The organism is Nocardioides sp. AN3, from assembly GCF_054653495.1.
In genome coordinates this window covers 44,757-58,125 of sequence record NZ_BAAIGC010000013.1, presented here as the reverse complement: position 1 = coordinate 58,125, position 13,369 = coordinate 44,757, and the positions used below count along the sequence as shown (strand labels likewise).

Sequence of the window (13,369 nt, the reverse complement as noted above, 5' to 3'; positions counted from 1 at the left end):
AAGCGATCACGACGCTCCCATGGCCGGCTGGCGACGCTCCGGTGGCCCTCCGGTGACGCTCTGGGTGACGCTCGCGTACGGCGCCGTGAGCGTGCCGCGGCCCAGATGCGCGGATTCACGACGCACACCGGGCGCGCGGCTAGACTTGCGCGTCGGCCGACGCCTGTCGGCTGTGCCCCGTTGTCAGCTGGAGAGAAGCTCTCGTGTCCTCACTCGGCCCGATCGTGCCGTTCGTGCTCATCCTGGCCGTCTTCTGGCTGCTGATCCTGCGTCCCCAGCAGCGTCGGCAGCGGGAACTTCGCACCCTGCAGTCCGCGTTGACAACGGGGAGTGACGTGATGCTCAGCTCAGGCATCTACGGCACTGTCACGAGCACGTCCGACGACCACCTCCTGGTCGACATCGCGCCTGGCGTGACCGTCAAGGTCGCCCGCGGTGCGATCGCCCAGGTCCTCACCAGACCAGAGCCGGAAGACGACGACACCGAGGTCGCCGGCTCAGAGGAGAACTAAGACCATGGCACGCAAGACGCCCAGGCCAGGGCGCACCCTCGCGGTGTTCTTCGTGGCGCTGGCGATCGCCTACGGCCTCGTCGCCCTGGGCGGCAGCTGGAAGCCCGAGCTCGGCCTGGACCTGCAGGGCGGCACCCGGATCACGCTGGTGGCCGCCGGTCATCCGAGCAAGCAGAACCTGGACGAGGCGCGCAGCATCATCGACCAGCGCGTCAACGGGTCCGGCGTCGCCGAGGCGAGCGTGACGACGCAGGGCAGCAACCTGATCGTCGTCGAGATCCCCGGCAAGAACAGCGAGGACCTCGTCAACACGGTCGCGCGGCAGGCGCAGATGCGCTTCCGGCTCGTCGCCTGTGACGCCGGCTCGGCATGTGGATCGGCGAGCCCGTCGTCCGGCACGCCCGGCCTGACGTCGCCCTCGGGGGCGACGTCCCCGAGTGCCGCGGCCCCGAGCTCCGCCGCCAAGCGCGCGCCCGTCGGCTTCGCGAAGGCCGACTCGACGCCGTCGGCGAGCGCGTCCCCGAGTGCGACGCCCACCTCGTCGGCGTCCGCCTCGGCGAGCAGCTCCGCCAAGCCGAAGTCCTCCTCGTCGACCTTCAACGACGCCGTCGCCTTCATGAACAACCCGCCGGCCGACTGGACGCAGAAGTTCAACGACTACCAGTGCCCGACCACGGCGGCTGACATCAAGGACGACCCGAACCAGCCGCTGGTCACCTGCAACGCCGACGGCACCGAGAAGTTCCTGCTCTCGCCGGCGATCATCGAGGGCACCGACCTGACCGGCGCGAGCTACGGAATCCCGCAGAACGCCGTCAACTACGTCGTCACCCTCGACTTCAACGGCCACGGCCGCGGGATCTTCGCCGACGCCACCCAGAAGATCGCCGGCACGGGGCAGCGGTTCGCCATCGTCCTGGACGGACAGGTCCTCTCGGCGCCGACCGCCGAGAGCCGGATCAGCGGCAGCGCCCAGATCACCGGCGACTTCACCCAGGCCGAGGCGAAGAGCCTGGCCACGAGCCTGAAGTACGGGTCGCTGCCGATCGCGTTCGAGAAGAGCGGCACGTCCGTCGAGGTCATCGGGCCGACCCTGGCCGGCAACCAGCTGAGCGCGGGGCTGACGGCCGGCGCAATCGGTCTGGCCCTGGTGATGATCTACTGCCTCTTCTACTACCGCGGCCTGGGCATCGTGGTGTTCTCCTCGCTGTCGTTCGCCGCCGCGTGGACCTACGCGATGGTGCTGCTGCTCAGCAACACCGCCGGCTTCGTGCTGACCCTGCCCGGCATCGCGGGTCTGATCATCGCGGTGGGCATCACCGCCGACTCGTTCGTCATCTTCTTCGAGCGCATCCGTGATGAGATGCGCGAGGGGAGGTCGATGCGGGTGGCCGTCGAGACCGGGTGGGTGCGCGCCAAGCACACGCGCATCGGGGCCAGCATCGTCTCGCTGATGTCCGCCCTGATCCTCTACATCTTCGCGACCGGCGTCGTGAAGGGCTTCGGCTTCGCGCTGGGCCTCTCCACGATCATCGACCTGGCGGTCCTGTTCTGGTTCACCAAGCCGCTGGTCTCCTGGTTCGCGCGCTTCCGATTCTTCAACGCCGGCGGCAAGCTGTCCGGGCTCAGCCCCGAGACGCTGGGCACCGATGAACAACGCGCCCCTGTCGTCGTGGGAGGTAAGGCCTGATGGGCAAGTTCTCCAGGCTCGGCAACGAGCTCTACACCGGCCGTCGCTCGATCGACTTCGTCGGCAAGCGGCCACTGTGGTACTCGATCTCCGGCGGCATCGTGCTCGCCGCGCTGCTGGTCATCATCTTCAACGGCTTCAACTTCGGCGTCGAGTTCACCGGCGGCACGGAGTACCGCATCAACGGGCTCAGCTCCTCACAGGCGACCCAGAGCACGGCCGACCAGCTCCGTCAGAACATCGTCGACGCCAACATCAAGGGCGCCGCGGAGCCGACGGTGTCGACCTCGGGCAGCGACGGCCTCACGATCCAGACCGAGGAGCTCGGCGCGACCGGCAACAAGCAGATGATGGACGTCATCGAGTCCACCGTCACGATCACCGATGCGGGCCAGCAGATCTCGCCGTCCTCGATCGGCGCCAGCTGGGGCAAGGAGGTCGCCCAGCGTGCGATCCTGGGCGTCTGCGTCTTCCTCGTGCTGGTGATGCTCTTCATCGGGCTCTACTTCCGCGAGTGGAAGATGTCCTTGGCCGCCCTCGCTGCACTGTTCCACGACATCGTGATCACGATGGGCGTCTACTCGCTTTCCGGCTTCTCGGTGACTCCGTCTGCGGTGACGGGTCTGCTGGCGATCCTCGGCTTCTCCCTGTACGACACCGTCGTGGTCTTCGACAAGATCCGGGAGAACACCCGGAACCTGCGCGAGTCGCGGACGACGTACGCCGAGGCGGCCAACCTGGCCGTCAACCAGACCCTCGTCCGGTCGATCAACACCGGCATCATCGCACTCATCCCGATCGGCGCGATCCTCTACGTCAGCGCCGTGCAGCTCGGCGCCAGTTCGCTGAAGGACCTCGCGCTCGCACAGTTCGTCGGCATGGCAGCCGGCGTCTTCTCCTCGGTCTGGGTTGCCCCACGCATCCTGGTGCACCTGAAGTCGAACGAGTCCGAGGTCAAGCTCGCCGAGAAGCGGGCGAGGGCGCGGGCACGTGCGCAGGCGGACCGCTACGCATCCGTCCCGTCGTTCACCGAGGACATGCCGGTCTCCGGGGAGCCGGGCGAGGCCCGTGGGGCCCCTGAGCTGGACGACGACATCGAGCTCGACGTCGAGCCCGTCCAGTCGGGTCGACGTCCCGACACCACCGCGACCCGCCTCGGCCAGGGTCGGATCGCGCCGCCCGCGCGCGGCCCGATCCGTCCGAGCGGCGCCTCCGGACGGCAGCAGCCGACGCGTCAGTCCCGCTCGCAGCGGGGCAAGAAGTCGTGACCGCGGCCCTGACCTCGGCGCTCGCAGAGCTGATCAGGGACGTTCCGGACTACCCGTCCGCGGGCATCCTGTTCAAGGACATCACGCCGCTCCTGGCCGACCACGACACCTTCACGGCCACCGTGCAGGCGCTCGCCGACGCCGGCCGCGACGAGACCGGCGCGACGACAGTCGACAAGGTGCTCGGCATGGAGGCGCGCGGGTTCATCCTGGCCGCCCCGGTGGCGCTCGCACTCGGCGCCGGCTTCGTGCCGGTCCGCAAGGCCGGCAAGCTGCCGCGGGCGACGTACGCGGTCTCCTATGCCCTCGAGTACGGCGAGGCGACGCTCGAGATCCACACCGACGCCGTCCGGCCCGGCGAGCGCGTCCTGCTCGTCGACGACGTGCTCGCCACCGGCGGCACCGTCGCGGCCACGCGTGAGCTGGTCGAGCGCAGTGGTGGCACGGTTGCGGGAGTCGCCGTCCTGATGGAGCTCTCGGCGTTGCCCGGGCGTGACGCGGTGGGCTCGCTGCCGCTGACGTCGCTCTTGGCGGTCTGAGGCGGCCGACTCGCCCCTCGGTCCGACCCTGCACCACTAGACTGTGCCAATGACCGAGAAGCCCACCGTGGCAGCGCCCCGCGAGAGCGCGAGCCAGGCGCGCGGTGGCGGTCAGCAGCCGACGCCGCCGCCACCGCCGTCGGGGCGCAGCATGCGTGCCCGGCTCGCCCGGATGGGTCAGCGCAACACGGTCGGCAACCCCGTGCTCGAGCCGTTGTTCCGTGCGGTGCGGACCAACCACCCCAAGGCCGACCTGGCGCTCCTCGAGCGCGCCTACGCCACCGCCGAGCGGATGCATGAGGGCCAGCTGCGCAAGAGCGGCGACCCCTACATCACCCATCCGCTGGCGGTCACCACCATCCTCGCCGAGCTGGGCATGACCGAGCCCACGCTCGTCGCAGCGCTGCTCCACGACACGGTCGAGGACACGGCGTACACGCTGGAGGCGCTGACCAAGGACTTCGGCGCGGAGGTCGCGCGGCTCGTCGACGGCGTCACCAAGCTCGACAAGGTGCAGTACGGCGACTCGGCGCAGTCCGAGACGATCCGCAAGATGATCGTGGCGATGTCAAAGGACATCCGCGTCCTGGTCATCAAGCTCGCCGACCGGCTGCACAACATGCGCACGCTGCGCTACGTGCCCGTGAAGTCGCAGGAGCGCAGCGCGCGCGAGACCCTCGACATCTATGCTCCGCTGGCCCACCGGCTCGGCATGAACACGATCAAGTGGGAGCTCGAGGACCTCGCCTTCGCGACCCTGCACCCGAAGATCTACGACGAGATCGTGCGCCTCGTGGCCGAGCGCGCGCCGTCGCGCGACCAGTTCCTCGCCCAGGTGATCAGCCAGGTCGAGAACGACCTGCGCGAGGCCAAGATCAAGGCGACGGTGACCGGTCGCCCCAAGCACTACTACTCGATCTACCAGAAGATGATCGTCGGCGGGAAGGACTTCACCGACATCTACGACCTGGTCGGCATCCGGATCCTGGTGGCGGAGGACCGCGACTGCTACTCCGTCCTCGGCGTCCTGCACTCGCGCTGGAACCCCGTGCTCGGCCGGTTCAAGGACTACATCTCGCTGCCGAAGTTCAACATGTACCAGTCGCTTCACACGACCGTCATCGGCCCCCAGGGCAAGCCGGTGGAGATGCAGATCCGCACGTTCGCGATGCACCGTCGCGCGGAGTACGGCGTCGCGGCGCACTGGAAGTACAAGGAGGACGGCCGCAACGGCGTCGACACCGACCAGCAGGGCGACCTCGACGACATGGGCTGGGTCCGCCAGCTCATGGACTGGCAGTCCGAGGTCGAGGACCCGGGGGAGTTCCTGGAGTCGCTGCGGTTCGAGATGAACCGCACCGAGGTCTACGTCTTCACTCCGCGCGGCGATGTCATCGCCTTGCCCTCCGGCGCCACCCCGGTCGACTTCGCGTACGCCGTCCACACCGAGGTCGGCCACCACACCATCGGCGCTCGCGTCAACGGCCGGCTCGTGCCCCTGGAGTCGACGCTCGACAACGGCGACGTCGTGGAGGTCTTCACCTCGAAGTCGCCGACGGCCGGTCCCTCGCAGGACTGGCTGGGCTTCGTCAAGAGCAACCGCGCCCGGTCCAAGATCCGCGCCTGGTTCACCAAGGAGCGGCGCGAGGAGGCGATCGAGAAGGGCCAGGAGCAGATCGCCAAGCTCATGCGCAAGGAGGGCCTGCCCCTCAAGCGGCTGATGTCGCACGAGTCGCTGACGCTGGCCGCCCGGCACTTCAACATCGCCGACGTCGACGCGCTCTACGCGGCCGTGGGGGAGGGGAACCTCTCCGCACAGGCGGTCGTGCGTCGCGTCATCGAGGAGCACGGCGGCCGCGACGGGGCGCAGGAGGACCTGGCAGAGGCCGTCACCATCACCACCCGGCGCAACCGGCCGACGACGTCGCGCAGCGCCGACGCCGGCGTACTCGTCAAGGGCCAGCCGGACGTCTGGACGAAGCTGGCCAAGTGCTGCACCCCCGTCCCGGGCGACGCGATCATCGGCTTCGTCACCAAGGGCGGCGGGGTGTCGGTGCACCGGGCTGACTGCACGAACGCCGCCTCGCTCAAGAGTCAGCCGGAGCGCCTCCTCGACGTCGAGTGGGACTCGGGTGCGAACTCGACCTACCTGGTCAACATCCAGGTCGAGGCGCTGGACCGCTCACGGCTGCTCTCCGACATCACCATGGCGATCTCCGACTCCCACGTGAACATCCTCTCCGCCCAGCTGAGCACGACCCGCGATCGGGTCGCCAAGAGCCGCTTCACCTTCGAGATGGCCGACGCCAAGCACCTCGACCAGGTGCTCAAGTCCGTCCGCTCAGTGCCCGGCGTCTTCGACGCCTACCGCGTCACGAGCTGACGCCGCCCGTTTGGCGAGCGTATCGAGACTGGTTCGTTGGTCGAGTAGGGAGCGCCAGCGAGCGTATCGAGACTGGTTCGTTGGTCGAGTAGCGAGCGCCAGCGAGCGTATCGAGACCCACGTCGGACTCCTGTGGACGACGCGCCCGCGTCGGTCGGGCATTCGGCGACACTCAAGGCATGCCGTTCGCCTACATCCTGCTCTGCGCTGACGGGTCGTACTACGTCGGCAGCACCCGCGACCTTGAGCGACGCCTCTGGGAACATCAGTCGGGCGTGGGCGCGCGATACACGCGCACGCGGCTGCCCGTGGAACTCGTGTGGCAGGCCGAGTACGAGCACATCGGTGATGCGTTCGCCTGGGAGAAGCGGATCCAGGGCTGGTCCCGCGTGAAGCGTGAAGCGCTGATCCGCGGCGACTTCGACGCGTTACCTCAGCTTGCCAAGAAGGACTTCAGGAAGAGGCGTTCAGGGTAGGGAGCGATGCGCGTGGGTCTCGATACGCTCGCTACTCGACCAGCGACATCCGGGTGGGTCTCGATACGCTCGCTGGCGCTCGCTACTCGACCAGCGGACACACCGCTCGCTACTCGACCAAGGGGCACGCGCCGGTCAGCTGAAGTCGGCGCTGGCCCGGCGGGCCATCTCCAGGAACTGCTTGCGCGACTCCAGGTTTTCCTCCAGGGAGGAGACCTTCTTGGCGTCGCCGACGGCGCGGGCCTTGTCGAGGTCGGCCTCGACCTGCGCGATGGCGGCCTCGAGCTTGGTGATCATGTCGTCGGCGCGCGCGGACTTCTCAGGGTCCGACTTGCGCCACTGCTCGTCCTCGACCGACTTGATCTCCTGCTCGACGCGGCGCATGCGGCCCTCGAGGTCACGGATCCGGTCGCGCGGCACCTTGCCGGCGGCGTCCCAGCGGTCGGCGAGGTCACGGAAGGCGGCCTTGGCGGCGGCGAGGTCCTGGACGGGCAGGAGCGCCTCGGCCTCGACGAGCAGCTGCTCCTTGACCTCGGCGTTCGCGGCGAACTCGGCGTCGACCGCGGCGTTGGCGGCGTCACGGGCACCGAAGAACGTGTCCTGCGCGGCACGGAACCGCTTCCAGAGCGCGTCGTCGACGTCCTTGGGCGCCGGGCCAGCCGCCTTCCAGCGCTGCATGAGGTCGCGGTAGCGACCGGCGGTCGGGCCCCACTCGGTCGACTCGCTCAGCGCCTCGGCCTCGACGACGAGCTTCTCCTTGACCGCCCGGGCGCCCTCGCGCTTCTCGTTGAGCTCGGCGAAGTGCGCCTTGCGGCGACGGGTGTACGACGTCCGCGCGGTCGAGAACCGCTTCCAGAGGGCCTCGTCGCCCGCCCGGTCGATGCGGGGCAGCACCTTCCACTGCTCGAGCAGGTCGCGCAGCCGGTTGGCGCCGTTGCGCCAGTCGTTGCCCTGCGCGAGTGCCTCGGCCTCGGCGACGATGCGCTCCTTCTCGCCGCGCGCCTCCTCGGCGCGGGCGGCGCGCTCGGCCTTCCGAGCCTCACGCTGGGTCGCGATCACCGGGGTCAGCGCGTCGAGGCGAGCGCTGAGGGAGGCCAGATCGCCCACGGCATGGGCCTCGGCCACCTTCGTGCGCACGAGCTTGACGGCCTCGGTGGCCTCTTCCGGGCTCGCCTTGGCGGTGTGGACCCGACGCTCGAGCTGTTCGACCTCGAAGGCGAGCTGGTCGAAGCGGTCGGTGAAGAGGGCCAGTGCCTCTTCCGCCGACCCGTCGGGATACTGGCCGACCCAGCGTTCGCCGTCCGCGGCCGTCACGTAGACGTTCCCCTCGGCGTCGACCCGGCCCCACTCGTTGCTCGTCACTGGTGATCCCTGTCCGATCATCGTCGTCACACTGCTCCGGGCGTGCTCGTGACGAGTGCCCGGCCAGGCGCCCATCGTAGTCAGAGATCGTGCTGAGCGGCCTCGCCCCACCGATGAGGCACACGATCCGCGCCCTCGATAGGGTTGTTCGGTGTTGATCGCAGGCTTCCCCGCCGGTCCGTGGGGCACCAACTGCTACGTCGTGGCGACCGGAGCCGGCAGCGAGTGCGTCGTGATCGACCCGGGCAAGGACGCCGCGCCCGGTGTCGCCGACGTGGTCCGCGAGCACCGGCTCAAGCCGGTCGCGGTCCTCGTGACGCACGGCCACATCGACCACATGTGGAGTGTCGCGCCGGTCGCCGGGACCTATGACGCCACGGCGTGGATCCACCCGGCGGACCGTCACCTCCTCTCCGACCCGATGGCGGGCATGAGCCGGGAGTCGACGCAGATGCTGCTCGGCGGCGACTACAGCTGGGCCGAGCCCGACGACGTCCGTGAGCTCGGCGACGGCCAGGCGCTCGAGCTGGCCGGCCTGAGCTTCGTCGTCGACCACACGCCGGGCCATACCCAGGGGTCGGTCATCTTCCGCACGCCCTACACCGGCGACGACGTCTCCGAGGTCATGTTCTCCGGCGACCTGCTCTTCGCAGGCTCGATCGGGCGGACCGACCTCCCGGGCGGTGACCACCCCACGATGCTGCGCAGCCTCACGACCAAGGTGCTGCCGCTGGCCGACGACATCGTCGTGCTCCCCGGGCACGGCGAGCAGACCTCGATCGGCCGCGAGCGCGCCACCAACCCCTTCCTCCTGGACCTGATCGCCACATGACGAACGACAAGATCGCCGCCCCGAAGGGTGTGCCCGAGTATCTCCCGCCCGTCTCCGCCTCCTGGCTCGCCATCAAGGACACCCTCGCCAAGCAGGCCGCGCTCGCCGGCTACGGCTACATCGAGCTCCCGGTGTTCGAGGAGACCAGCCTCTACGTGCGAGGCGTGGGGGAGTCCACCGACGTCGTCTCCAAGGAGATGTACACCTTCACCGACCGCGGCGGCCGCTCGCTCACGCTGCGCCCCGAGGGGACGGCCGGGGTCATCCGCTCGGTGATCGAGCACAGCCTCGACCGCGGCCAGCTGCCGGTGAAGCTCTGGTACGCCGGCCCCTTCTTCCGCGCCGAGCGCCCCCAGCACGGTCGCTACCGCCAGCTGCAGCAGTTCGGCGTCGAGGCGATCGGCTCCGACGACCCGGCACTCGACGCCGAGGTCATCCGCATCGCCGATGACGGCTACCGCGAGCTGGGCCTCACCGGCTACCGCCTGGAGATCACCAGCCTCGGCTGCGCCGACTGCCGGCCGGCGTACCGCGAGAAGCTCGTCGCCTTCCTCGACGGCCTCGACCTCGACGAGCCGACCCGCGAGCGCGCGAGGATCAACCCGCTGCGCGTCCTCGACGACAAGCGCCCGGAGGTGATCGAGCAGCTGGCCGACGCGCCGCTGATGATCGACCACCTCGACGAGGCGTGCGCGGAGCACTTCGCGGCCGTCCGGGCGCTGCTCGACGCCAACGGCACGGCGTACGTCGTCAACCCGCGGATGGTGCGCGGCCTCGACTACTACACGCGCACCACGTTCGAGTTCGTCCACGACGGCCTCGGCGCGCAGTCCGGCATCGGCGGCGGGGGCCGGTACGACGGCCTGATGGCCGAGCTCGGCGGTCAGGAGCTGTCCGGGATCGGCTTCGGCCTGGGCCTGGACCGCATCCTGCTGGCGTGCCAGGCCGAGGGGCTCACGCCTGGCCCCACGACCGCCCTCGACGTGTACGTCGTCCCGCTCGGGGCCGCTCGCCAGACGGCCGCGCTCCTCGTCGCCGAGCTGCGGCGCGCGGGTCTGCGCACCGACCAGGGCTTCGGCGAGCGCGGGCTGAAGGGCGCCATGAAGGCGGCCGACCGGTCCGGCGCACCGCTCGTCGTCGTGCTCGGTGAGCGCGACCTCGAGGCGGGCGTCGCGCAGGTGAAGTCCATGGACACCGGCGACCAGGTCCCGGTTCCCTTGGGTGAGCTCGCGACATACCTGAGCAACGTGGCGGTCTCGACAGGCTCGACCAACGAAACGAAGAAGGAGCAACACCAGTGATCCGCACACACGATGCCGGCGCTCTGCGCGCCGAGCAGGTCGGGCAGACCGTCACCCTGGCAGGGTGGGTGGCCCGCCGGCGCGATCACGGGGGCGTGACCTTCATCGACCTGCGCGACGCCAGCGGCGTGGTCCAGGTCGTCATCCGCGACGAGGAGTCGGCGCACTCGCTGCGCAACGAGTTCTGTCTGAGGGTCGTCGGCGAGGTCGTCGCCCGCTCCGAGGGCAACGTCAACCCGCACCTGGCCACCGGTGAGGTCGAGGTCGTCGTCAGCGAGCTGGAGGTGCTCAACCCGTCGGCGCCCCTGCCGTTCCCCATCGATGAGGCTGCCTCACACGGGGGTGAGGTCGGCGAGGAGGCCCGCCTCAAGTACCGCTACCTCGACCTGCGCCGCAGCGGCCCGGCTGAGGCGATCCGCTTGCGCAGCAAGGTCAACAAGGCCGCGCGCGACGCCCTCGACGCCCACGGCTTCGTCGAGGTGGAGACGCCAACGCTGACGCGCAGCACCCCCGAGGGCGCCCGCGACTTCCTGGTGCCGGCGCGTCTGCACCCCGGCAGCTGGTATGCCCTGCCGCAGAGCCCCCAGCTGTTCAAGCAGCTGCTCATGGTCGGCGGTCTCGAGCGCTACTACCAGATCGCGCGGTGCTACCGCGACGAGGACTTCCGCGCCGACCGGCAGCCCGAGTTCACCCAGCTCGACATCGAGATGAGCTTCGTGGACCAGGAGGACGTCATCGCGCTGATGGAGGACGTCCTGGCGGCCATGTGGGCGACGATCGGGCAGGAGATCCCGCGCCCGCTCCCGCGGATGACCTATGCCGACGCCATGCGGCGCTACGGCTCGGACAAGCCGGACCTGCGGATGGGCCTGCAGCTCGTCGAGCTCACCGACTACTTCAAGGACACGACGTTCCGCGTCTTCCAGGCCGAGTACGTCGGCGCGGTCGTCATGCCCGGGGGAGCGAGCCAGCCCCGCAAGCAGCTCGACGCCTGGCAGGACTGGGCCAAGCAGCGCGGCGCGCGCGGGCTGGCCTACGTGCTGGTGGGCGAGGACGGGACCCTCGGCGGCCCGGTGGCCAAGAACCTCTCCGAGGCGGAGCAGGCGGGCCTGGCCGAGCACGCCGGCGCGAAGCCGGGCGACTGCATCTTCTTCGCCGCCGGGGCCACCAAGTCGAGCCGGGCGCTCCTCGGGGCCGCGCGCCTCGAGATCGGTCGCCGCTGCGGCCTCATCGACGAGGACGCGTTCGCCTTCACCTGGGTCGTCGACGCCCCGATGTTCGAGCCCGCCGCCGAGGCGGTCGCGAGCGGTGACGTCGCCGTCGGCGCCGGCGCCTGGACGGCCGTGCACCACGCGTTCACGGGGCCCAAGCCTGAGTTCCTCGGCACCTTCGACACCGACCCCGGCAGCGCGCTGGCCTACGCCTACGACATCGTCTGCAACGGCAGCGAGCTCGGCGGTGGGTCGATCCGTATCCACCGCGAGGACGTGCAGAAGCGCGTCTTCAACGTGATGGGGATCAGCGACGAGGAGGCGCAGGAGAAGTTCGGCTTCCTGTTGGAGGCGTTCAAGTACGGCGCCCCGCCGCACGGCGGCATCGCGCTCGGGCTCGACCGCGTCGTCGCGATGCTCGCCCGGGTGGACTCCATCCGGGAGGTGATCGCCTTCCCGAAGTCCGGTGGCGGATACGACCCGCTCACCGCTGCCCCTGCGCCGATCACGCCCCAGCAGCGCAAGGAGGCCGGTGTGGACGCCGTTCCGGCGGAGGATCTCCCCGTCGACGCCTGATCCGCCGTACGTGTGGCGAACCCATCTTGACCAGATCGTTACGCGTCAGTGATCGAAGACACGCTGCTACGCGCCTAGAGTCACCAGCGGCGCCACACCACGGGCGCCCGACGGGTGCGGCCCGGAAGAAGGCTGCGCTACCTCCGTCGTGAAGAACGGACACGAGGTGACATGACCACCACGCCGGTGAGCAACCTGGAGAGCGAGCACCTGCCCGATCCGACCGGTCATGTCGACCTGTCGACGACGGCGACGATCGCGGGCAAGTCCCCGACCAGGCTGGCGTACGAGCGGTTCCGCAAGGACAAGCTGTCCATGGTGTCGTTCTTCATCGTGGCGCTCTACGTGCTGGCGGCCATCTCGGCGCCCATCCTCGTCAAGCTCGGCGTGCTGGACCCGACCAGCTTCCACCAGGACCTGCTCAACCCGTTCACGCTGCCGAAGGGCAAGTTCGGCGGCATGAGCTGGGACCACCCGTTCGGCGTCGAGCCCGGCACCGGTCGCGACGTGCTCTCCCGCGTGTGGCTCGGCACGACGCTGTCCCTCACGCTCTCGCTCATCGCCAGCGCCCTGGCGATGCTGATCGGCACCACGCTGGGCATCATCGCGGGCTTCACCGGTGGCTGGCTCGACGGCGCCATCGGCCGGTTCATCGACCTGACGCTGTCGTTCCCGCAGACCCTGATGCTGCTGGCCCTGTCGGCGCCGATGTATGCGTTCATCACGCAGAGCCTGCACGTGCCGTCCGGCGACTGGGGCTGGTCGACGTACGTCGTGGTCTTCCTCGCCCTCTTCGGCTGGCCGACGATCGCCCGCCTCATCCGCGGCCAGGTCCTCTCGGTCCGCGAGCGTGACTTCATCGACGCCGCCAAGCTCTTCGGGGCGTCGCGCCGCCGGATGTACTTCAAGGAGATCCTGCCCAACCTGTGGGCTCCGCTGCTGGTGAGCTTCACGCTGACGCTCCCGGCCTACATCTCCGCGGAGGCGGCGCTCAGCTACCTCGGCGTCAGCATCAAGCCGCCCACCCCGACACTCGGCAACGTGCTGCGGGACTCGTTGAACTACGCCCAGTTCGACTTCGTCTACTTCTTCGCTCCCGCCTTCGCCATCGCGCTCATCGTCGTCTCCTTCAACCTGTTCGGAGACGGCCTGCGCGACGCGCTCGACCCGAAGACCAACCGCTAGTCCCAGTCTTCGACGGCAGGGCGCCGTCGAATGT

The 13,369-nt window shown here is 69.4% G+C and carries 11 protein-coding genes; 10 read left to right on the top strand and 1 reads right to left on the bottom strand.

Going from position 1 to position 13,369, the window contains the following annotated elements; all coding sequences use genetic code 11:
* The first annotated feature begins 203 nt into the window (after nucleotides 1-203).
* The 6 genes from yajC to ACYQ1K_RS15535 all read left to right on the top strand — a co-directional run bounded on the left by yajC (nucleotide 204) and on the right by ACYQ1K_RS15535 (nucleotide 6,868).
* Nucleotides 204-512, top strand: coding sequence for a preprotein translocase subunit YajC (gene yajC / locus ACYQ1K_RS15560; protein ID WP_459984025.1), 309 nt, complete (start codon nucleotides 204-206; stop codon nucleotides 510-512).
* A 4-nt stretch (nucleotides 513-516) separates the two neighbouring features.
* Nucleotides 517-2,202 (top strand): protein translocase subunit SecD, encoded by a 1,686-nt coding sequence (gene secD / locus ACYQ1K_RS15555; RefSeq protein WP_459984024.1) that lies wholly within the window; start codon nucleotides 517-519, stop codon nucleotides 2,200-2,202.
* On the top strand, nucleotides 2,202-3,470 hold the full coding sequence (secF, locus tag ACYQ1K_RS15550; RefSeq protein ID WP_459984023.1) for a protein translocase subunit SecF: 1,269 nt from the start codon (nucleotides 2,202-2,204) through the stop codon (nucleotides 3,468-3,470). The genes secD and secF overlap by 1 nt, the downstream gene beginning before the upstream one ends.
* A complete protein-coding gene (locus ACYQ1K_RS15545) occupies nucleotides 3,467-4,009 on the top strand; it encodes an adenine phosphoribosyltransferase (protein ID WP_459984022.1) in 543 nt (180 codons plus the stop codon). The genes secF and ACYQ1K_RS15545 overlap by 4 nt, the downstream gene beginning before the upstream one ends.
* 49 nt (nucleotides 4,010-4,058) lie before the next feature.
* Nucleotides 4,059-6,392: a RelA/SpoT family protein gene (locus tag ACYQ1K_RS15540; RefSeq protein ID WP_459984021.1), complete on the top strand. Its 2,334-nt coding sequence runs from the start codon at nucleotides 4,059-4,061 to the stop codon at nucleotides 6,390-6,392.
* Nucleotides 6,393-6,571: 179 nt separating this feature from the next.
* The gene (locus ACYQ1K_RS15535) at nucleotides 6,572-6,868 is read left to right on the top strand and encodes a GIY-YIG nuclease family protein (RefSeq protein ID WP_459984020.1); all 297 of its coding nucleotides are present in this window, start codon (nucleotides 6,572-6,574) and stop codon (nucleotides 6,866-6,868) included.
* A gap of 135 nt (nucleotides 6,869-7,003) precedes the next feature.
* Here ACYQ1K_RS15535 and ACYQ1K_RS15530 read toward each other — a convergent pair whose 3' ends face one another.
* Entirely contained in the window at nucleotides 7,004-8,230 is a 1,227-nt protein-coding gene (locus tag ACYQ1K_RS15530; protein WP_459984019.1) for a DUF349 domain-containing protein, read from the bottom strand.
* A gap of 151 nt (nucleotides 8,231-8,381) precedes the next feature.
* Between ACYQ1K_RS15530 and ACYQ1K_RS15525 the strand changes: the two genes are divergently transcribed.
* From ACYQ1K_RS15525 to ACYQ1K_RS15510, 4 genes are all read left to right on the top strand, one after another.
* Nucleotides 8,382-9,062 carry an MBL fold metallo-hydrolase gene (locus ACYQ1K_RS15525; protein ID WP_459984018.1) on the top strand — a complete coding sequence of 227 codons (681 nt, stop codon included), beginning with the start codon at nucleotides 8,382-8,384 and terminating at the stop codon, nucleotides 9,060-9,062.
* Nucleotides 9,059-10,363 (top strand): histidine--tRNA ligase, encoded by a 1,305-nt coding sequence (gene hisS / locus ACYQ1K_RS15520; RefSeq protein WP_459984017.1) that lies wholly within the window; start codon nucleotides 9,059-9,061, stop codon nucleotides 10,361-10,363. The genes ACYQ1K_RS15525 and hisS overlap by 4 nt, the downstream gene beginning before the upstream one ends.
* Nucleotides 10,360-12,150: an aspartate--tRNA ligase gene (gene aspS / locus ACYQ1K_RS15515; protein ID WP_459984016.1), complete on the top strand. Its 1,791-nt coding sequence runs from the start codon at nucleotides 10,360-10,362 to the stop codon at nucleotides 12,148-12,150. The genes hisS and aspS overlap by 4 nt, the downstream gene beginning before the upstream one ends.
* Before the next feature lie 171 nt (nucleotides 12,151-12,321).
* Entirely contained in the window at nucleotides 12,322-13,335 is a 1,014-nt protein-coding gene (locus ACYQ1K_RS15510; protein WP_459984015.1) for an ABC transporter permease, read from the top strand.
* The last annotated feature ends 34 nt before the right edge of the window (nucleotides 13,336-13,369 follow it).